This is a genomic window from Saccharothrix xinjiangensis, from assembly GCF_039527585.1.
In the GTDB taxonomy this organism is placed as follows: domain Bacteria; phylum Actinomycetota; class Actinomycetes; order Mycobacteriales; family Pseudonocardiaceae; genus Actinosynnema; species Actinosynnema xinjiangensis.
Genome location: NZ_BAAAKE010000001.1, coordinates 282,127 through 302,389, shown reverse-complemented (window position 1 = coordinate 302,389; position 20,263 = coordinate 282,127). Strand labels below are relative to the sequence as shown.

Sequence of the window (20,263 nt, the reverse complement as noted above, 5' to 3'; positions counted from 1 at the left end):
GCGCAAAGCTTGGCACAGCGGCCGCGCGGTTAGAGTCGGGTCGTGCCGTTGACCGTGGGATTCGACCTGGACATGACCCTGATCGACCCGCGTCCGGGCATGGCGGCCGTGATGGACGCCGTGGCCGCCGAGTCGGGCCACCCGCTCGACGGCGCCCACTTCGCCGCGAACCTCGGCCCGCCCCTCGACATGACCTACCGGGGCTTCGGCGTGCCCGAGGAGGAGATCCCGGCCCTGGTGGACCGGTTCCGCGCGCTCTACCCGGAGATCGTCATCCCGGCCACGGTCGCGCTGCCCGGCGCGGCGCAAGCGCTTGCCGCGGTGCGCGAGCTGGGCGGGACCACGCTCGTGGTCACCGGCAAGTACCGGCCGAACGCGGCTCTGCACCTGGCCGCGTTCGACTGGGAGGTGGACCACCTGTTCGGCGAGCTGTGGTCGACCGGCAAGGCGGAGGCGTTGAAGGCGCACGGCGCGGCCGTCTACGTGGGCGACCACGTGGGTGACGTGCGCGGCGCGAAGGCCGCCGGCGCGGTGGCGGTCGGCGTGGTCAGCGGGCCGTGCGCCGCGGACGAGCTGACCGCGGAGGGCGCGGACGTGGTGCTGCCCGACCTGACCGGTTTCCCGGACTGGCTGCGCGCGAACGCGGCCCGGCTCAGCGCCGGCGGGGGCGCCGGGAGTCCCGCACCGCGCTGAACACGCCCAGCGCCAGGCCGGCGGGCGCCAGCAGCCACCCGGCGGCGAACACCCAGGCGGGCAGTCCCCGTTCGCCCACGACGAACATCGCGACGATGGCCACGACACCCAGCGCGAACAGGGCCACTGCCAGGGGCATCAGCTTCGAGGTCGACACACCCAGAGGGTAGTCCCGCTATCGGAGGTGCCCCGGGGGCGGTGTTCTGGCTAGTCTGGTGGGACGCGCCCTGGGCACGCCCCGGGCGCGTTCGTCGTGTGGATGACCCAGGGATTGGTGAGCGCGGTGCCGACCGGCAAGGTCAAGTGGTACGACTCGGAGAAGGGTTTCGGCTTCGTCACCCAGGACGGTGGCGAAGACGTCTACGTGCGGAAATCCGCGCTGCCTCCCGGTGTCGAGGGCCTGAAGGCCGGTCAGCGCATCGAGTTCGGCATGGCCGAGGGCAGGCGCGGCCCGCAGGCGCTGTCGGTGCGGCTGATCGACCCGGCGCCCTCGGTGGCCGAGGCGCGGCGCCGACCGGCGGAGGAGCTGCACGGCCTGATCGAGGACATGATCAAGCTGCTGGAGCTGAAGGTGCAGCCCGAGCTGCGCCGCGGCCGGTACCCGGACCGGAAGAACACCAAGCTGATCGCCGAGGTGGTCCGGGCCGTCGCGCGGGAGCTGGACCCGTAGACCTCAGCTCTCCGCGGTGAGCACCCACACCCGGCGCGCGACGAAGTCGAACGCGCCGGTGGTGCTCGTCTGGATGCGCCTGCTCAGCTGCTGGACCTCGACGCCGAGCAACTGGTCGCCGGGGTTCGGCAGGGTGAGCGTGTAGGCGTGCCTGGGGTCGCTGACGGTGAACACCGCGCTGCGGCCGGGTTCCTGCTCGACGCCCGCGGCGTCGCGGTAGCGGAAGTTCACGCCCCACGCGGTGTCGGCGACCTCGCCCGGCACGGAGATCTGCACGGGCCTGCCCGGCCGGACCCGCAGCGAGCCCTCGCCGGCCGGGTCGCGCCGGCAGTTCTCCGCGTCGATGTCGCAGTCGTCGAACGGCGGCACGTCGACCGCTTCGCCGTCGGCGTAGAACGTCACCTCGGGCGGGTGCGGCGCGGCGCACGCCGTCGTCAGGAGCAGCAGGAGCACGGGCAGCAGGACTCGGCGCACGGCCGTCGAGCCTACGGGGCCGCGGTGCGGCCGGTCCGGCGAGGTGGCCGGCCCGGCGGCGCCGGTCTCACGGGGTGACCGCGGTGGGCCTGAGGGGGCGGTCGCCGCCGAGGCCGGGGATCAGCGTGGAGCCGCGCCGCGTCTGGATCGTCTGCGCCAGGCCGACCGCGAGCAGCACCGACAGCACGGTGAACCCGATCCAGTACTCGGTGGGCAGCAGCACGCCGAGCGCGCCGCCGAACACCCAGCCCAGCTGGAGGATCGTCTCGGACCGGCCGAACGCGGAGGCCCGCGACTCGTCGGGCACGTCGTCCTGGATGACCGCGTCCAGCGACACCTTGGCCAGCGAGCTGGCCGTCGCCCCGACCAGGCCGACGACCGCCGCGGTGGTCAGGCCGGGCAGCACGGCCGCCACGACGACGGACACCAGCGCCGCGGCCAGGCAGCCGATCACCACCTGGTCGGGCGCGCCGAAGTGCAGCCGCGCGCCCACCGCGTTGCCGAGGAAGCTGCCGACGCCCGCGGCCGCCGCGATCACGCCCAGCAGCAGGACCTGGAGGAACGCGTCGCCCTCGGTCTGGGCGCGCACCACGAACGCGGCGAACAGCATCAGGAAACCGGTGAGCATCCGGATCGCGCCGTTGCCCCACAGCGCCACCACGACCGTGCGGCCCAGCGCCTGCCGGCTCGCCTTCTTCGGCTTGGCGCGCAGGGACGCGGGCACCTCGCCCTCGGTGACCTCCACCCACGCCGGGATGCGCAGGCAGTAGCAGGCGTTGACGGCGGACAGCACGGCGGTGAACCACAGGGCGCCCGGCGAGCCGAACAGGTTCGCGAACCCGGCCGCGAACGCGCCGAACACCCCGCCCGCGGCCAGGCCGAACACCGTCATCCGGGCGTTGGTCTTGGCCAGGGTGATCTCGCGCGGCAGCACGCGCGGCGTGATCGCGGCCTTGAGCACGGTGAACGACTTCGACAGCACCATGCTGCCCAGCGCCGCCGGGTAGAGGGCCCAGTTGTCGAAGTTCAGCGCCATGACCGCCGACAGCAGCACGCGCAGCACGCACGACGCGGCCAGCGCCAGCCGCCTGCCGTGCTGGAGGCGGTCCAGCGCCGGGCCGATGACCGGGGCGACCAGCGCGAACGGGGCCACGGTGATCAGCAGGTACAGGGCGACCTTGCTGCGGCTCTCGCCGGTGGCGGCGGAGAAGAACAGGGTGTTGGCGAGCGCGACGGCCATCGCGGCGTCGGCCGCGTAGTTCAGCATCACCGCGTAGGTGAGGGAGGACAGGCCGGACTGCTTGGCGCCGTCGGCGTGCGCGGCGCGGCGGAACGTGGCCAGGGCGCGGCCGGTGAGCTGGCGGGTGCGGAACCAGGCGACCCGGGTGACGGTGAGCTTCTTCGGCGGGGGTGGCGCGGTGGGCGCGGTGGGCCGGTCGTCGGGTGGTGGCGCGAAGCGGGCGGACGCCTCGGCGCGCCGGTCGTCCTCGTGCCGGGACTCGGCGCCGCGGGTGGGCCTGGTGCGCGGCTCACCGGTCCAGGGGCCGCCGGTGTGGGGCTCGGAGGCGTGGGGCCGGGTGGCGCGGGGGTCGGAGAGGTGAGGCTCGGTGGGGCGCGGGTCGGAGGCGCGGGGCCGGGCGGAGCGGGGTCGGGTGGCGCGGGGGTCGGGCCACTCGGCGTCCGGGCGCGGTTCCGGCCGGGTCCCGCGCGGCCCGGTGTCGAGCGGCGGCGGCTCACCGGGGGTCGGGTACGGCCGGGTGCGCGGCTTGTACTCGTCGTCCTCCCACGGGTACCGCCGCGACGGGTCTTCCGGCCGAGGGGGCGTCACCTCACCAATCCTGCCTCACCAGAGGCGACCTGTCCCCGCAATGACCGCCCCCGGGGCGGCCCGGCGAGGGCTCACCCGCCGGTGAACCTGATCCGGAAGATCGTCGGCCAGTTCTTGCCGGTGACCAGGAACTCGTCGGTGCCGGGCACGGCCGCGATGCCGTTGAGCACGTCCGAGGCGGGCACGTCGCCCGGTCGCAGCCCGGACAGGTCCACGGTCGCGTCGACCCGCCCGTCCGCCGGGTCGACGCGCACGACCTCGTCGGTGTGCCACACGTTCGCCCACACCCGGCCGCCGACGCACTCCAGCTCGTTCAGCTCGGTGACCGGCCGGCCGTCGCGGGTGACGCGGGTCGAGCCGGTCTCGGCGAAGGTGCGCGGGTCGCGGAAGGTCAGCTCGTCGGTGCCGTCGCTCATGACCAGCCGGTCGCCGTCGCGGCACAGGCCCCAGCCCTCGCCCTCGTAGGTGACGCGCCTCACCTCTTCGAGGGTCCGCCGGTCGCGTTCGATGGCCACGCCGTCGCGCCAGGTGATCTGCCAGAGCCGGTCGTCGACGACGGTGATGCCCTCGCCGAACAGGTCGGCGGGCAGGTCGACGCGCTGCCGCACCTCGCCGGTGCCGGGGTCCAGCCGGCGGATCGACGACCGCCCCTCCAGGCCGGTGCCCTCGTAGAGGACGCCGTCGGCCAGCTCCAGGCCCTGCGTGAACGCCCCGGTGTCGTGCGGCAGCGTGCCCAGCACCTCGAAGCCGGTCGGCACGTCGCCGGACCGGCCGGTTGGGCCGCTCGGCGGGCCCCCGCACGCCGCCGACAGGACAAGGACCACCGCCACCAGGAGCCACCGCACGCCCGAAAGGGTGGCACGTGTGCGCGGGAGTGCGAAGACGTGCGGCACAATTCACCCTGTGACCGCCACGCCGACCCAGCAGCCCCATCCAGTGCTCGCCGATGACGCGGCCGTCCGGCTCGCCCGCGCCGCCGCGCGGGAGGAGGCGGGCCCGGAGGCGGTGGGCGACCACGTGGGCGTGGTCGCGGAGGACGAGGCCGCGGTCACCCACCTGTTCGAGGCCAGGCACGCGGGCTACCGGGGCTGGAACTGGGCCGCCACCGTGTCGTTCGCGGGCGAGGGCACGCCGCTGTCGGTGAGCGAGGTCGTGCTGCTGCCCGGTGACGACGCGCTGGTCGCGCCGGACTGGGTGCCGTGGCACGAGCGGGTGCGGGCGGGCGACCTGGGCGTGGGCGACCTGCTGCCGGCGAAGGAGGACGACCCGCGGCTGGCGCCCGGCTACGTCGCCTCCGACGACCCGGCCGTGGAGGAGGTCGCGCTGGAGGCGGGGCTCGGGCGCGTGCGGGTGCTGTCCCGCGAGGGCGTGCTCGACTCGGCCCGGCGGTGGCACGGCGGCGACTTCGGCCCGCGCAGCGACATGGCCCGCAGCGCGCCCGCGACCTGCGGCACGTGCGGTTTCTACCAGCGGATCGCCGGGTCGCTCGGCGCGGCGTTCGGGGTGTGCGCGAACGAGCTGACGCCCGCCGACGGGCACGTGGTGCACGTGGAGTACGGGTGCGGGGCGCACTCGGAGGTCGAGGTGGAGGGCGGTTCGTCGGTGCCGGTGGCCGACCTCGTCTACGACGACGCGGTGCTGGACGTGGAGGCGAACGCGCCCGGCGGCCTGGTGTCCGGTGGCCTGGCGCCCGGTGACGCCGTGGCGGAGCCCGCCGGCGAGGTGTCGGCCGTCGACCGGGCCGCGGCCGCCGACGCCGGGGCGCCGGGGGTCGAGCCCGCCCCGGCCGACGAGAGCGGGCGGTGAGCCCCGAGCTGGGTGACCCGTTCGGCACGGCGGCGCTGCGCGAGTCGGTGCTGGCCGCGTGGCGCGGGTCACCGACGAGGTTCCGCGAGGACGCCAACGCCGAGGAGGACCTGAGGCTCGGCGGCTACCGCGACCGGCTGCTGGTGGAGCTGGCGCAGAACGCCGCCGACGCGGCCGGCGCGGAACCCGGCGTGCTGCGGCTGTCCGTTGTGGACGGTGAGCTGCGGGCGGCGAACACGGGCGCGCCCCTGGACGCCGCCGGGGTCGCGGCGCTGGCGTCGCTGCGGGCGTCGTCGAAGTCGGCGGGCGCCGTCGGCCAGTTCGGCGTCGGGTTCGCGGCCGTGCTGGCGGTGACCGACGCGCCGCGCGTGGTGTCGCGCGGCGGCGGCGTGGCGTTCTCGGCCGACCGGACCCGCGAGCTGGTGCCCGAGCTGGCGTCCGCGCGCGGCGGTGACGTGCCGGTGCTGCGGCTGGTGTGGCCGACCGACGAGGCCGGCCCGCCCGCTGGCTTCGACACCGAGGTGCGGCTGCCGCTGAGGACCGACCCCGGCGGGCTGCTGGCGGAGTTCGCCGCGCAGGCGCCGGACCTGCTGCTGGCCCTGCCGGGGCTGCGGCGCGTCGAGGTCGGCGCGGACGCGTGGGAGCGGTCCGAGTCCGACGGCGTGGTGGAGCTGACCGGCCCGGCCGGGCCGCGGCGCTGGCTGGTGCGCCGCGACGGCGGCGAGCTGCCCGGCGAGCTGGTCGCGGGCGTCGAATCACGACCCCGGTGGTCGGTGTGCTGGGCGTGGCCGATGGACGAACCGCTGTCCGGCGACGTGCTGCACGCCCCCACCCCCACCGACGAGAAGCTGTCCCTGCCCGCCCGGCTGATCGCGACGCTGCCGGTGGAGCCGTCGCGGCGGCGCGTGCTGGCGGGCGCGGCGGCGGCGTTCGTGCTGGACCGGGCCGCCGCGGCCTACCCGGCGCTGGTGTCCGCGCTGCCCGCCGCGGAGCGGACCGCGCTGGTGCCGCTGCCCGGCTTCCCCCTGTCCGAAGTGGACGACCGGCTGCGGACCGGTGTGCTGGCGGCGCTCCGCTCGGCGGCCTGGCTGCCCCTCGCGGACGGCGAGTGGGCCGCGCCCGCCTCGGTGAAGGTCCTGGACGTCGCGTCGTTCGACCTGGTGGAGCTGCTGGAGGACGTGGTGCCCGGCCTCCTCGACCACGAGCTGACGCTGCCGCCGCACGCCAAGGCGCTGGCCGCGCTGGAAGTGCCGCGCATGACCATCGCGGAGGTCGTCGACGCGCTCGCGGGCGTCGGCGGCGACCCGTCGTGGTGGCGGCAGGTGTACGAGGCGCTGTCACCGGTCGCGGACGTCGACTCGGCGGCCCGCGAGGCCATGGGCGCGCTGCCCGTGCCGCTGGCGGACGGGCGCCTCGTCGGCAGCCCCCGCGGCGTGCTGGTGGGCGCCGAGCTGGTGCCGGTGCCGGGACTGCGGATCGCGCACCCCGAGGCGGCGCACCCGCTGCTGCTGCGACTGGGCGCCACCGAGGCCACACCCGCCGAGCTGCTGGACTCCGACGCGGTGCGCGAGGCCGTCCGGCACAGCCAGGACGACCCCGCCATGGACGGGCCGGAGCTGGCGGACACCGTGCTGCGGCTGGTGGAGCTGGCCGGCGGGCGGCCGTGGCTGGGCGAACTGGCCCTGCCCTCCGCCGACGGCGACTGGCGGCGCGCCGACGAACTGGTGCTGCCCGACTCGAAGCTCCTGGACGTGCTGGAGGCCGACGCGCCGTTCGGCGTGCTGGCCGCGGCCGTGGCGACGGCGTGGCCGCGCGACGTGCTCACCGCCGTGGGCGTCGTCGACGGGTTCACCGTCGTCGAGGACGACTCGCCCACCGAACCCGACCACGACCTGGCCGACGAGGGCTACTGGTGGGACGGGTTCGACGTGCCGCCCACACGGGTCCTGGGCGTGCGCGACCTCGACCTGGTGGCGCGCGACGCGTGGCCGCGGGCACTGGCGATGATGGCGGCCGACCCCGCCGTGTGGCGGGCGGTGACCGAACCCGACGGCTACACCTCGTGGTGGCTGGCCCGCTACGCCACCCTGGACGGCGAGCCGCTCGGCGCGTGGCGCCTGCCCGGCGCGGAAGCCCTCGAAGGCCTGTACGACGTGGTCCCCGAGGTCGACGTGCCCGCGCACGTGCTGGCCGCCGCCGGGGTCCGCACGGCGCTGGACGTGGCCGACGAGGACGACGCGAAAGACCTCCTGGCACGCCTGGGCGACCCGGCGCGCAAGCTGTCCGACGCCCTGGTGCTGCGGGTGCACGCCCTGCTCGCGGAGGTGGCGGACTCGGTGAGCGCCGAACCGCCGGACCGGGTGCGGGCGCTGACCGGCGCCGCCGTGCCCGCGGACGACGTGCTCGTGCTGGACCTGCCGTGGCTGCTGGGGGTCCTGCCACCCGACCAGGTGCTGGCCTCGAAGGGCTCGGCGCCGGTCCTGGCGGAACTGCTGGCCCTGCCGCTCGCGTCGGAGGAGGTCTCGGGCGCGGTCGTCGGCGACGGCGACGAGGTGGTGTGGTCGGACCTGGGCGCGGTGCGCCTGGCGTGCGACCTGCTCGGCGTGGACCTGCCCACGGGCACCGTGGTCGTGCACGACGACCTGGTGGTGTCCGCCGAGGACGAGGAGCACGCGGTGTCGTGGTGGGTCGACGGCGACGTCGTGCACGCCGCCGACACCCCGGAGGGCCTGGCCCGAGCCCTGGCCTGGACCGTCGGCCGGTGGGACGACCGCCACACCTTCACCGCCCTGATCACCGACCCGACACCCTCGGTGCTGCTCGGCTGATCCGCTGGTCGGCCCGGCCGATGCGCGGTCGTCCCTAGTCGGTGAGCCCCTGCCCCTGCTGCGCGGTCCGCTTCCCGCGGCGCACCGCCGAGCGCTGCCACGTGAACACGCCGTAGCCGGCCAGGCCCAGCGCCCAGCCCGACACGCACGTCCACAGCAGCGTCTGCTGCTCCCGCCAGAACACCAGCACCACCGCGAACGCCAGGAACCACACCACCGCCCCGCCGAGGATCGCCGGCACCGGATCCGCCAGCCGCGGCGGCAGGGGAGGGGGCGCGGGGAGGTCGGCTGCGTCCTGTTCTGCCACGTCAGGCAGGCTACCTCCCCGAAACACGGGTGGGGCACGCTCTGCCTCTCGCCACACCGACCGAGGAGATGAGATGGCCACCGCCGCCGACACGCCGCCGCGCTCCAAGCTGGACTCGTTCTTCAAGATCACCGAACGCGGGTCCACGGTGGGGAGGGAGGTGCGCGGCGGCCTCGTCACGTTCGTGACGATGGCCTACATCGTCGTGCTGAACCCGCTGATCCTGGGCAGCTTCGCCGCCGACGACCCGTCCGCCAAGGTGGACGTCCTCGGCAACGTCCTCACCATCCCCCAGGTCGCGGCCGTGACGGCGCTGGTCGCGGGCGTCATGACGATCCTGTTCGGACTCGTCGCCAACTACCCGTTCGCGCTCGCCACCGGCCTGGGCATCAACTCGTTCGTGGCCGTCTCGATCGTGCCGCAGGTCAGCTGGCCCGAGGCCATGGGCCTGGTCGTGGTCAACGGCCTGGTGGTGCTGGTGCTGGTCGTCACGGGCGTGCGCACCGCCGTGTTCAACGCCGTGCCCGCCGAGCTGAAAGCCGCCATCGCCGTCGGCATCGGCCTGTTCATCTGCTTCATCGGCCTCGTCGACGCGGGCTTCGTGCGCCGCGTCCCCGACGCCGCCGGCACCACCGTCCCGGTCGGCCTGGGCATCAACGGCTCCATCGCCTCCTGGCCCACGTTCGTGTTCGTGGTCGGCCTCGTGCTGACCGCCATCCTCGTCGCCCGCAAGGTCAAGGGCGGCATCCTCATCGGCGTCCTCTCCGCGACCGTGCTGGCCGTCGTGATCGAGGCGATCGTGGACGCCGGCCCGTCGCAGGGCACCAGGGCCACCGGCTGGAACCTCGGCTACCCGGCGCTGCCCGACCAGGTGCTCGGCCTGCCCGACCTGTCGCTGCTGGGCGACGTCTCCTTCGGCGCCTGGACCCGCCTGCCCGCCATCACCGCCGCCCTGCTGGTGTTCACGCTCGTGCTGACCGACTTCTTCGACACCGTCGGCACCATGACCGGCCTCGGCAAGGAGGCGAACCTCATCGGCCAGGACGGCCAACTGCCCGGAGTGTCCAAGGCGCTGTTCGTCGACGGCGTGGGCGCGGTCGCGGGCGGCGTGGCCTCGTCGTCGTCCAACACCGTCTTCATCGAGTCGGCGTCCGGCATCGCCGAGGGTGCGCGCACGGGCCTGGCGAACGTCGTCACCGGCCTGCTGTTCCTGGCCGCCATGTTCCTCACCCCGCTCTACGCGGTCGTGCCGATCGAGGCCGCGGCGCCCGCCCTGGTGATCGTCGGCGCGCTGATGATCGCCCAGATCAAGGAGATCGACTTCACCGACTTCTCCGTCGGGCTGCCCGCGTTCCTCACGATCGTGATCATGCCGTTCACCTACTCGATCGCCAACGGCATCGGCGCCGGCTTCGTCAGCTACGTGCTGCTGCGAGCCCTCACCGGACGGGCACGCAGCATTCACCCGCTCATGTGGGTGGTGGCGGCGGCGTTCGTCGTCTACTTCGCGATCAGCCCCATCCAGGCCCTGCTGAACGCCTGAGGGACGACCCGACCCGCTTCGGCGGGCGACCCGCCTGCTTCGGCGGGCGACCCGCCTGCTTCGGCGGGCGACCCGCCTGCTTCGGCGGGCGACCCGCCGGCTCCGAAGGGCGGCCCGACCCGCTTCGGCGGGCGACCCAGCCCGCCCCGAAGGGCGGCCCGACCCGCTTCGGCGGGCGACCCAGCCCGCCCCGAAGGGCGACCCGGCGCACTTCACCAGGACGGGAAGCGAGATCGTGAGGTATGCTAACTACGTGACGGAGATCGAGGTGGAACCCGGACTGGCGAGCCGACTGAGGCTGGCCGTGGTCCGGCTGAACCGACGGCTCCGCGCCCAGCGGGTCAACTCCACGATCTCGCTCACCCAGGTGTCCGCGCTGTCCACGCTGCACAAGTGCGGACCCCTGACACCCGGCGAGCTCGCCGCCCGGGAAGGCGTCCAACCCCCCTCCATGACCAGGGTGATCGCCGCCCTGGAGGAGTACGGGTTCGCCACCCGCCGCCCCCACCCCACCGACGGCCGCCAGGCCATCGTCGAACTCACCGAGGCGGGCCAGGGCTACATCAACGACGAGGTGTCCGCCCGCGAGGCCTGGCTCGACAAGCGCCTCGCCGAGCTGACACCCGAGGAACGGGGCGTGCTCTCGCGCGCCGCCGGGATAATCGACAGGATGGCGGGGCAGTAACGACGTGCCGGCGTACGCGGGTGGTGCAGGAGCGGACCAGCTCGAACCCAACTCGACCGCACCCGCACTCCCGCCACCGCCACCGCCACCGCCGAAGCGCGCCGGCATGTTCGCCTCCCTGAAAGTCCGCAACTACCGCCTCTACGCCTCCGGCCAGGTCATCTCCCTCATCGGCCTGTGGATGCAGCGCGTCGCCCAGGACTGGCTCGTCCTCGAACTGTCCGACGGCTCACCGGTCGCACTCGGCATCGCCGCCGCCCTCCAGTTCGCGCCGACCCTCCTGCTGTCCCTCTGGGCGGGCGTGCTCGCCGACCGGATGGACAAGCGCAAGCTGCTCCTCGTCCTGGAAACCGGCCTGGGCCTGTGCGCCCTGGTCCTCGGCCTGCTCGACGTCACCGGCGTGGCCCAGCTGTGGCACGTCTACCTGCTGTGCCTGCTCCTCGGTGCCGTGTCGGCGGTCGAGACTCCCGTGCGGCAGAGCTTCGTGGTCGAAATGGTCGGCCGCGACCAGATCGCCAACGCCGTGGCGCTCAACTCCATGACGTTCAACCTGGCCCGCATGATCGGCCCGGCCGTCGCCGGCATCATGATCATCGTAGTCGGCACCGGCTGGGTGTTCCTGATCAACGCCGTCACGTTCATCGGCGTGATCGGCGGCCTGCTGCTGATGAGGGCCACCGAACTGCACCGAGGCGCCCCCGTGCCGCGTGAGAAGGGCCAGCTGCGCGCCGGCCTGCGATACGTGCGTAAACGGCCCGACCTGGTGATCCTGCTGTTCCTGGTGTTCTTCATCAGCACGTTCGGCCTGAACTTCTTCGTCACCCTGGCCGTGCTGGCGCGCAACACCTTCGGCGGCGACGCCGACGCGTACGGCCTCCTGTCCACCATGCTCGCGATCGGCACGTTCGCCGGCGCGACCCTCGCCGCCAAGCGCAGCACGCGCGGCAAACCCAGCCTGCGCCTGCTGATCACCGGCGCCCTGGCGTTCGGCGTACTCGAAATCGTGGTCGGCCTGATGCCCACCATGTGGCTGGCAGGCGCAGCCCTGATCCCGGTAGGCATCGCCATGATGACCTTCACGACCACCGCGAACGCCACGGTCCAGCTGGCCGTCGAGCCCGCCATGCGCGGTCGCGTCATGGGCCTCTACATGCTGGTGTTCCTGGGCGGCAACCCGGTAGGCGGCCCGGTGATGGGATGGCTGGCCGAACACTTCACCGCCCGCGCACCCATAGTGTTCGGCGGCGTGGTCTCAATCCTGGCAGCCCTGATCGGCGGCATAGTCCTGGCCCGTCGCGGTGGGATCACCCTGCCAATGCCCCGCCTCGGACTGCGCCGCCGCCTCCGAGCTTGAGCTGAGCCGCACTACCTCAGTGCCGCGCGCGCCTCGGTCGGCGCTGTCTCAGGGCCGCACCTCGCTCCCTCCCCCAGAGCGTGCCCAGCTGTTCCTGGGCCGAGCCGACCTCGGACCTGGGCTAAGCCGTCTCCAGGTCCAGGTCCAGGTCCGGGTCCAGTTCTGGGGCTGGGCTCTGTCGTCGAACCTGAGCTGAGCTGGCTCCAGCCCAGCCCGAGCTGTCTCCAATCCCGGCTCAGTCATCTCCGACCCGAGGCGGAGTATCTCCAACTCAGGCCAAGCTATTTCTGGTCCAGGCTGAGTTATCCCTAGCTCGCGTTGCGGCCAGCTCTGCGCTTGAGCCTCGCGCCTCCACGCTCAGGCCGCGCCGCCCCCGCGCACAGGTCTCGCCACTTCTGTGCTCGGGCCTCGTCGCCTCCGTGCCTGGGCTCAGAGGTCTCGTGCCTGAGCTTTGGCCCAGCGCCTCCCGCCCACCTTTCGTCCTTCTCCCATCTCCTCCTTTCCTCTCACCTCATCCTCATCCCTGATCGCCATCCCTCATCGCCGCGTGCCCATGCCATCCGCCGTGCGCCGCCTCCATGTTTCCGGCAACGTTCGTGGTGTTGACATTGATCCCGCATTCGGTGCCGTTAGCTCGTTCGTGTCATCGACATGATGACATCCGCCTTCAGGCTACCGCAGGTGCTCGTGGTGGTGGAACCTCACAATCGGGTTGTGGTGATCAACGCGGACTGGGGCCGCCTGCTCGTCGTGTGCCTGGTGCTCACCGCCGGCGCGGGCGCGGTGTTGTGGTCGGGTGGGTTGGCTTCGCCTCGGCCGGTGGTTCGGGCGGCCCTGCGCGCGGCGGTCCAGTTGGCCGTCGTGTCGGCGGTGATCGTGGCGGTGTTGGCTTCATTGCCGTTGACCGCCGCGTTCCTGCTGCTGATGGCGGTGGTCGCGACGGGCACGTCGGCGGCGCGCGCGAAGACCGGTCGTCGCGGGTGGTGGGTGGCCGTCGCGATCCTCGCGGGCACGGGGCCGACCATCGCGGTGCTGCTGGTCAGCGGTCTGGTGCCGGTGGAGGGGATCGCGCTGGTGCCGGTCGGCGGCATCCTGGTCGGCGGCGCGATGACCGCGACCACCCTGTCCGTGCGGCGGGCCCTCGACACCCTGCGCGACCGGCACGGCGAGTACGAGGCCGCGTTGGCGCTGGGCTTCACCGAGCCGGTCGCGGTGCGGGAGTTGGTGCGCCGGCCCGCCGCCGAGGCGTTGCTGCCGGCGCTCGACCAGACCCGGACGGTCGGCCTGGTGACGCTGCCCGGCGCGTTCGTCGGGATGCTGCTCGGCGGAGCTCCGGTGTGGCAGGCGGGTGCGCTCCAGCTGGTCGTGCTGCTGGGGTTGCTGCTGGTGGAGTCGACCGCGATCGCGGTGGTGGAGCTGGTCGCGCGCGGTTTGGTGCGGCGGGGTTCCCAAGAAGGTGATGTTAGGCTAACCTAAGTCGCGTCGCTTCGTGGTGGGAGCGGCAGTCAGTTCGGGAACAGACGAGGCCCCGCCCCCGGTCGTACCGCCGGGGGCGGGGCCTCGTCGAGTTCGGCGGTGAGGGCTTGTCGGAGCATCCACCGCCGAAGATCCACCACCGCCGGGGGTCGACCCGGCCGTGCGCTCACTGCTGCGGCAGCCGCAGCCCGTTCCGGCCCGCGCGGGCCGCCTCGAAGCGGGCCGCGACGTCGTCCCAGTCCACGACGTTCCACAGCGCCGAGATGTAGTCCGCCTTCAGGTTGCGGTATTGCAGGTAGTAGGCGTGCTCCCAGATGTCGAACACCAGCAGCGGCGTGGTGGCGATCGACAGGTTCGAGTGGTGGTCCTTGAGCTGCTGCGTGATCAGCCGCTGCCCGATCGGCTCCCACGCCAGGACGCCCCAGCCCGAACCCTGGATGCTGCCCGCCGCCGCGGTGAGCTGCGCGCGCAGCCCGTCGAACGACCCGAAGTGCTCGTCGACCGCCGCGGCCAGCTCGCCGGTCGGCTTGTCGCCGCCGTTCGGGGACAGGTTCTTCCACCAGACCTGGTGCAGCGCGTGGCCCGCCAGGTGGAACGCGAGCGTGGTCTCCAGCCCGACGATCGACCCGAACGAGTTCTTGTCGCGCGCCTCGTCGATCTGCTCCAGCGTGTCGTTGGCGCCCTTGACGTAGGCGGCGTGGTGCTTGCCGTGGTGCAGCTCGTTGATCTCGCCGATGATCGCCGGCTCCAGGTCGCCGTAGTCGTACTCCAGGTCCGGCAGGACGTACCGCGCCATGGCATCCCCTCGTTGCAGATCACTTGTAGTTGCAATCTACTTGCAACTGGGAGGACGCGAAAGTCGGGTGCGCCCACCACGGTCGGTTTGCCACCATCGGGGACGTGTCCGTACTGACAGCCCGGAACGTCACGCTGTCGTTCGGTCCGCGGACCGTGCTCTCGGAGGTGGACCTCGACGTCCCGGCAGGCCAACGCATAGGCCTCCTCGCGCCGAACGGCGCCGGCAAGTCGACCCTGCTCCGGGTCCTGGCCGGCGAGCTCAAACCCGACCACGGCTCCGTCACCGCCCGCGGCGCGGTCGCCCACCTCGCGCAGGAGACCTCCGTCCACGCCGGCGAGTCGCTGCGGGACCACCTCGCCCGCCGCACCGGCGTCACCGCCGCCGTCCGGTCGTTCGAGGAGGCCACCAGCCTGCTCGCCGACGGCGCGCCCGGCGCCGACGACACCTACGCGCGGGCGTTCGACGAGTGGACCGCCTCCGGCGCGCCCGACTTCGACGAACGCGCCGACGAGGTCTGCGACCGGCTCGGCCTGCCCGCGGGCCTCCTCGACGGCCGCGGCGCCGACCAGCTCTCCGGCGGCCAGTCGGCCAGGCTCAGGCTCGCCGCCGTCCTGCTGACCACCGCCGACGTGCTGCTGCTCGACGAACCGACCAACGACCTCGACCTCGCCGGCCTGGAACTGCTGGAGGACCACGTCCTCCGCAGCCCCGCCGCCGCCGTCCTGGTCAGCCACGACCGCGAGTTCCTCGCCCGCACCGCCACCGCCGTCGCCGAACTCGACGAGTTCACCCACCGGGTCACCGTCTTCGGCGGCGGCTGGGACGCCTACGTCCAGGAACAGGCCAACGCCCGGCGGCGGGCGCGCGAGGACTACGACGCGTACGCCGCCAAACGGGACGGGCTCGTGCAACGCGCCCGGCAGGCGCGCGAGTGGTCCAGGGCCGGCGTGCGGCGCAACGCCAAGTCCGACGAGAGCGACAAGAACATCAAGTTCGCGCGCAAGCAGGGCGCCGAGAACACCGCCGGCGGCGCGTCCGCCGCGGAACGCGCGCTGGAACGGCTGGAAGAGGTCGAAGAACCACGCGAACCGTGGGAGCTGCGGCTGACCCTGCCCAGCGCCGGACGCGGCAGCCAGGTCGCGTTCACCCTGCGCGGCGCCCGTTTCGGCCGCGGCGACGTCACGCTCGGCCCGGTCGACTGGACCGTCGGCGCCGGCGAGCGCTGGCGCATCACCGGACCGAACGGCTCGGGCAAGTCGACCCTGCTGGCAGCCCTCCTCGGCCGCCTGCCGCTGACCGCCGGCTCGCGCGGCGAAGGACCGAACGTGGTCGTGGGCGAGGTCGACCAGCTGCGGGCCGAGTTCGCGGTGACCACGCCGGTGCTGGAGGTGGTGACCGGGCTGACCGGCCTCGCCGACGTCGAGGCCCGCACCCTGCTGGCGAAGTTCCGCGTCGGGGCCACCGCGGTGCTGCGACCTGCGGCGTCGCTGTCGCCGGGCGAGCGGACCCGGGCCGGGCTCGCCGTGCTCCAGGCGCGCGGCACCACGTGCCTGGTGCTGGACGAACCGACGAACCACCTCGACCTGGCGGCCATCGAACAGCTGGAGTGGGCGCTGGAGGACTACGCGGGCACGCTGCTGCTGGTGACGCACGACCGGAGGTTGGCGAAGGCGGTGGGGGTGGACCACACCCTGGACGTGACAGCCCTGGCAAGATAGACGCATGGACACCGAGGAGGACTGGCCGATCGAGCAGACGTGGTCGCTGCGCAACACGCACTGGCACGCGTACGTGGAGCACACCTCTCTTGATCACGCGTCCCCGAGGTCCGAGCGCCTGGAGCGGACGCCGGAGGAGGTCCTCACCACGCCGGCGGAGGTGGCCGCGTGGCTGGAGGTCAACCTGCGCAGTGCGACCAAGCCCGAGGAAGCCGGGAAGAAGCGCACCAAGGACGAGCGCGACTTCTCCGACTCGAACCGCGTGCACACCTCGTTGGCGTCGATGGGCGAGAGCATCTACACCGGGGTGAAGGGGATGCTGACGCTCGCGGTCGAGGCGGTGACGCCCGACGAGTGCCGCAACACGCACGACGGGGCCGACGTGGCACCGCTGAAGGCCGGCCGTCGCCGCTGAGGCGGGATCTGCCGTGCGGGTACGTGTCGTCAGAAGGACGACACGTACGAGTTAACGGCGCCGGATCCGGGATCGATGTCAACGCCGTCGACGTTGCCGAGATATGGAGGCGGCGCGGCGGGCGGGGGTGGGGCAGGGCGGGACGAGTACGCGGGTGGTGCGGGTTCGCGCGTGGGTGACGCCGCAGCGTCGGGCATCGCGGTGGTCACGTGGCTGGGCACCGTGGCGCTCGCGGCGCTCCCCGGGCCGCGCGGACGCCGGGGGTCGGGGGCCGGGCGGACGCCGGGGGTCGGGCGGGGCCGGGGGCCGGGAGTCGGTCGAGTCCCTGTTGCGGCGGCTCACCTACGGGCGTTCAGGACGACCGGTGTGACCGGGGTGCGCGTCCCGACAGCCGGGGAACGCGCACCCCGGCGCGGGAACGCGCACCCCGGCGCGCTCACGGCGTGACCGGCCAGGTGTGGACCGGTTCGCCCTCGTGCATCAGCTCGACGTACCGCGCGAGCATCGCCGACAGCGCCTCGTCGCGGTTCACGCCCCTCTCCTCCATCAGCGTCACGGTCTCGCGCTGCCACTGGGACCCCGTGCGGCGCGCCAGGCACCGCGCCTCGATCACGCCCAGGTACCGCTCGCGCGCCTCGTCGGACACCCCGCAGTCCTTCAACCCCTCGTGCGCCAGCGGCAGGAGTCGGCGCAGGACCAGCTCGTCCGGCGGCACCCAGCCGATCCCCGGCCAGTACAGCTGCGCGTTCATGCCGTGCCGCGAGCCCGAGTACAGGTTCTCCTCGGCCGCCTGGAACGACATCTGGCTCCACAGTGGACGTTCCGAGGTGGTCAGGGCGCGTTGGGCGCCGTAGAAGAACGCGGCGTTCGCCATGGTGTCCAGGACCGTCGGCCCGGCCGGCAGCACCCGGTTCTCCACCCGCAGGTGCGGCACGCCGTCCACCACGTCGTACACCGGCCGGTTCCAGCGCCACACCGTCCCGTTGTGCAGGCGCAGCTCGGTCAGCGACGGGGTGCCGCCCGCGCCGAGCACGTCCACCGGGTCCTCGTCGCCGGTTTCGGGCAGCAGCGCCGGGAAGTAGCGCACGTTCTCCTCGAACAGGTCGAAGATGGACGTGATCCACCGCTCCCCGAACCACACGCGCGGCCGGACGCCCTGGTTCTTCAGCTCCTGCGTGCGGGTGTCGGTCGCCTGGAGGAACAGCGGGATGCGGGTCTCGTGCCACAGCGCCCGCCCGAGCAGGAACGGCGAGTTCGCCGCGATCGCCACCTGCACCCCGGCCAGCGCCTGCGCCGCGTTCCAGTGGGCCGCGAAGTCGTCCGGCGCGACCTGGAGGTGCAGCTGCACCGACGTGCACGCCGCCTCCGGCATGATCGACTCGGCGTAGCTGGACAGCCGCTCCCCGGCGCGCCCCGGCAGCGGCGCGCCCTCCATGTTCAGCGCGACCTCCTCGCCGCGCTCGGCGAGGATCCGGTCGTTGAGCACGGCGTAGCGCGGCTGCGTCGACAGCCACCGCCGGTCGAAGTGCTCGTGCCGCAGGGTCGGCAGCACCCCGATCATCACGATCGACGTGCCCGCGTCGTGCGCCTTGTCGTCGGCCGAGGCCAGGGTGGAGATCAGCTCGCGCTCCAGGTCGAGCGTCTCGTCGCCGGCCAGTTCGCGCGGCGGGACGTTGACCTCCAGGTTGTGCTGGCCCAGCTCCAGGGTGAACGACGGGTCGTCGATCTTCTCCAGCACCTCGGAGTTGGCCATCGCGGGCCGGCCCGCCCGGTCGACCAGGTTCAGCTCGATCTCCAGGCCCATCTGCTGGCGCGAGAAGGAGAAGCTGTCCTCGACCAGCATGGTGCCCAGCGCGTCCATGCACCGCTGCATGCGCTCCCGGTAGCGTTGGCGGTCTTCCCTGGTGAACGTCCGAGCGGACACATCCCTACCCATGCCGCCTCCCAATACGGTTCGGGCTGCTCCGGCGGGCTCAGCGGAGGCAACCGTGGCACAGCCACCACCGGCCGGCCAGCGTCCAAATCGGTGCTCTCTGTCACTTAGTAGTAACAATAAGCGAGAATTGCCTGGTTGTGGGCTTGGGCTCGTGATCTGCGGTTCTGCGAGTGACGTTCACGTGTCAGGAGGTGGGACACTGCCCGCGTGATCGAGATCGACGACCCGGCGGACCCGCGCCTGGACGACTTCCGGGACCTGTCGACGGCCGACCGCCGCCCCGACCGGCCCGGCGGGCGCGGCCTGGTGATCGCCGAGGGCGTGGTCGTCGTCGAACGCCTCCTCGCCTCGCCCTACCCGGTGCGGGCGCTGCTCGGCGTGCGCCGCCGCGTCGAGGCGCTCGGCGACCTCCCGGCGCCCGCCTACGTCACGTCCGCCGAGGTCATGGCCGAGGTGGTGGGCTTCCACCTGAACCGGGGCGTGCTCGCCGCCGCCGACCGCGCGCCGCGGCCCGACCTCGCGGACCTGGCCGCGTCGTCGCGCCGGCTGGCCGTGCTGGAGGGCGTCGGCGACCACGAGAACCTGGGTTCCCTGTTCCGCAACGCCGCCGCGCTCGGCATCGACGGCGTCGTGCTCGGCCCGGGGTGCAGCGACCCGCTGTACCGGCGCAGCGTGCGCGTCTCGATGGGTCACGTGCTGCGCGTGCCGTTCGCCACGATGCCCGACCTGGCCGGCGGGCTGGAGCTGTTGCGCGACAACGGCTTCACCGTCGCCGCCCTGACGCCGCGCGCCACCGCGGTCGGCCTGGCCGACGCCGGGCTGCGCGGGCGGAGGGTCGCGGTGGTGCTCGGCTCCGAGGGGCCCGGCCTCACCGAGGGCGCCATCGAGGCGGCCGACGTGGCCGTGCGCATCCCCATGGCGGGGGGCGTCGACTCGCTGAACGTGGCCACCGCCGCCGCGATCGCCTTCTACGCGATCACCTGAACGCGCTACGTTCTCACCGGACACGAGGAGGGCGCAGGTGGAACTGCGGGTTCAGGACGGCCGGGCCGTGCTCGCGGGCCGCGACGAGGCCGGGGTCGACGGTGCCGGGATCGACGAGGCCGGGGTCGACGGCGGCGAGCGGGAAGTCGACCCGCACAGCCTGCCGCTGGGCGCGGGCCTGGCGGACGCGCTGCACGAGTGGGCGAAGGTGGCCGACGCGGTGGCGCGCAGCGACACGGCCCCCGACGGCGTGGCGAGCGCGCTGGTGTCCCGGCGCGGGCGGCAGCTGGCCGGCCGGCTGGCCTCCGACATGGGCACGCCGGTGCGGTACGCCGACCCGGTGACCGGCGAGCTGGTCACCGTGGAAGCGTCCGAGGAACCGGAGGACGCCGAAGGGACCGAAGGGACCGGGGAGACCGCGGACCCGGACGACGGGGACGCCGTCGAGGACACCGGGCCGCGGGAGCCGACGCCCTGGGGCACGGGCCTCACCGTCACCGCGATCGTCGGCGCGGTCGTGACGTTCACCGTCTACAAGCTGTCGGTGGGCCTGGGCGAGACCAGCCAGTGGCTGGCCGTGCTGGCGAACGCGCTGGTCGTCGGCGGCATCTCGCCGTCCGTGTGGCTGGCCCGCAACACCCCGGTGTGGCGGTGGGTCGCCTACGGCGTGGTCGTCGGCATCGGCGTGGCCTGGCTGTCGCTGCTGCTCGTCACCCTGCTCTGACCGGGCCCGGTCGGTCGACGCGC

At 73.4% G+C, this 20,263-nt stretch carries 19 protein-coding genes; 12 read left to right on the top strand and 7 right to left on the bottom strand.

Going from position 1 to position 20,263, the window contains the following annotated elements:
• Positions 1-42: 42 nt before the first annotated feature.
• Positions 43-693: an HAD family hydrolase gene (locus ABD223_RS01415; protein WP_344033944.1), complete on the top strand. Its 651-nt coding sequence runs from the start codon at positions 43-45 to the stop codon at positions 691-693.
• Here the strand turns inward: ABD223_RS01415 and ABD223_RS01410 are convergent.
• A complete protein-coding gene (locus tag ABD223_RS01410) occupies positions 653-850 on the bottom strand; it encodes a hypothetical protein (RefSeq protein WP_344033943.1) in 198 nt (65 codons plus the stop codon). The two genes, ABD223_RS01415 and ABD223_RS01410, sit on opposite strands and share 41 nt — an antisense overlap.
• A gap of 126 nt (positions 851-976) precedes the next feature.
• Between ABD223_RS01410 and ABD223_RS01405 the strand changes: the two genes are divergently transcribed.
• The gene (locus ABD223_RS01405) at positions 977-1,363 is read left to right on the top strand and encodes a cold-shock protein (RefSeq protein ID WP_033432288.1); all 387 of its coding nucleotides are present in this window, start codon (positions 977-979) and stop codon (positions 1,361-1,363) included.
• 3 nt (positions 1,364-1,366) lie between these two features.
• Here the strand turns inward: ABD223_RS01405 and ABD223_RS01400 are convergent, their stop codons facing one another.
• From ABD223_RS01400 to ABD223_RS01390, 3 genes are all read right to left on the bottom strand, one after another.
• On the bottom strand, positions 1,367-1,837 hold the full coding sequence (locus ABD223_RS01400) for a DUF2771 family protein (protein ID WP_344033942.1): 471 nt from the start codon (positions 1,835-1,837) through the stop codon (positions 1,367-1,369).
• A gap of 67 nt (positions 1,838-1,904) precedes the next feature.
• Positions 1,905-3,665 carry an MFS transporter gene (locus tag ABD223_RS01395; RefSeq protein ID WP_344033941.1) on the bottom strand — a complete coding sequence of 587 codons (1,761 nt, stop codon included), beginning with the start codon at positions 3,663-3,665 and terminating at the stop codon, positions 1,905-1,907.
• 71 nt (positions 3,666-3,736) lie between these two features.
• Positions 3,737-4,510, bottom strand: coding sequence for a glutaminyl-peptide cyclotransferase (locus tag ABD223_RS01390; RefSeq protein ID WP_344033940.1), 774 nt, complete (start codon positions 4,508-4,510; stop codon positions 3,737-3,739).
• Positions 4,511-4,568: 58 nt separating this feature from the next.
• Between ABD223_RS01390 and ABD223_RS01385 the strand changes: the two genes are divergently transcribed.
• A complete protein-coding gene (locus ABD223_RS01385; RefSeq protein ID WP_344033939.1) occupies positions 4,569-5,471 on the top strand; it encodes a DUF3027 domain-containing protein in 903 nt (300 codons plus the stop codon).
• Positions 5,468-8,299 (top strand): sacsin N-terminal ATP-binding-like domain-containing protein, encoded by a 2,832-nt coding sequence (locus ABD223_RS01380; RefSeq protein WP_344033938.1) that lies wholly within the window; start codon positions 5,468-5,470, stop codon positions 8,297-8,299. The genes ABD223_RS01385 and ABD223_RS01380 overlap by 4 nt, the downstream gene beginning before the upstream one ends.
• A 34-nt stretch (positions 8,300-8,333) precedes the next feature.
• Here the strand turns inward: ABD223_RS01380 and ABD223_RS01375 are convergent, their stop codons facing one another.
• Complete coding sequence (locus tag ABD223_RS01375; protein ID WP_344033937.1) at positions 8,334-8,606, bottom strand: DUF2530 domain-containing protein; 273 nt, start codon at positions 8,604-8,606, stop codon at positions 8,334-8,336.
• A 73-nt stretch (positions 8,607-8,679) separates the two neighbouring features.
• Between ABD223_RS01375 and ABD223_RS01370 the strand changes: the two genes are divergently transcribed.
• The 4 genes from ABD223_RS01370 to ABD223_RS01355 all read left to right on the top strand — a co-directional run bounded on the left by ABD223_RS01370 (position 8,680) and on the right by ABD223_RS01355 (position 13,664).
• Positions 8,680-10,149: an NCS2 family permease gene (locus ABD223_RS01370; RefSeq protein ID WP_344033936.1), complete on the top strand. Its 1,470-nt coding sequence runs from the start codon at positions 8,680-8,682 to the stop codon at positions 10,147-10,149.
• A 235-nt stretch (positions 10,150-10,384) separates the two neighbouring features.
• On the top strand, positions 10,385-10,834 hold the full coding sequence (locus ABD223_RS01365; protein ID WP_380646380.1) for a MarR family winged helix-turn-helix transcriptional regulator: 450 nt from the start codon (positions 10,385-10,387) through the stop codon (positions 10,832-10,834).
• Positions 10,835-10,838: 4 nt separating this feature from the next.
• Positions 10,839-12,188 (top strand): MFS transporter, encoded by a 1,350-nt coding sequence (locus ABD223_RS01360; protein WP_344033933.1) that lies wholly within the window; start codon positions 10,839-10,841, stop codon positions 12,186-12,188.
• 720 nt (positions 12,189-12,908) lie between these two features.
• Entirely contained in the window at positions 12,909-13,664 is a 756-nt protein-coding gene (locus ABD223_RS01355; RefSeq protein ID WP_380646579.1) for an ABC transporter permease, read from the top strand.
• 166 nt (positions 13,665-13,830) lie between these two features.
• Here the strand turns inward: ABD223_RS01355 and ABD223_RS01350 are convergent, their stop codons facing one another.
• A complete protein-coding gene (locus tag ABD223_RS01350) occupies positions 13,831-14,460 on the bottom strand; it encodes a superoxide dismutase (protein WP_344033931.1) in 630 nt (209 codons plus the stop codon).
• Positions 14,461-14,564: 104 nt separating this feature from the next.
• Here ABD223_RS01350 and ABD223_RS01345 point away from each other — a divergent pair, with 104 nt between their 5' ends.
• Positions 14,565-16,181: an ABC-F family ATP-binding cassette domain-containing protein gene (locus tag ABD223_RS01345; protein ID WP_344033930.1), complete on the top strand. Its 1,617-nt coding sequence runs from the start codon at positions 14,565-14,567 to the stop codon at positions 16,179-16,181.
• Between the two features lie 4 nt (positions 16,182-16,185).
• Positions 16,186-16,596 carry a hypothetical protein gene (locus ABD223_RS01340; protein WP_344033929.1) on the top strand — a complete coding sequence of 137 codons (411 nt, stop codon included), beginning with the start codon at positions 16,186-16,188 and terminating at the stop codon, positions 16,594-16,596.
• A gap of 436 nt (positions 16,597-17,032) precedes the next feature.
• Here ABD223_RS01340 and ABD223_RS01335 read toward each other — a convergent pair whose 3' ends face one another.
• Entirely contained in the window at positions 17,033-18,532 is a 1,500-nt protein-coding gene (locus ABD223_RS01335; protein ID WP_344033928.1) for a glutamate-cysteine ligase family protein, read from the bottom strand.
• Between the two features lie 207 nt (positions 18,533-18,739).
• Between ABD223_RS01335 and ABD223_RS01330 the strand changes: the two genes are divergently transcribed.
• Together ABD223_RS01330 and ABD223_RS01325 are read left to right on the top strand one after the other, a co-directional pair.
• Positions 18,740-19,516, top strand: a complete 777-nt coding sequence (locus tag ABD223_RS01330; protein WP_344033927.1) for a TrmH family RNA methyltransferase — start codon at positions 18,740-18,742, stop codon at positions 19,514-19,516.
• Between the two features lie 37 nt (positions 19,517-19,553).
• Positions 19,554-20,240, top strand: coding sequence for a DUF2537 domain-containing protein (locus tag ABD223_RS01325; protein WP_344033926.1), 687 nt, complete (start codon positions 19,554-19,556; stop codon positions 20,238-20,240).
• Positions 20,241-20,263: the final 23 nt, after the last annotated feature.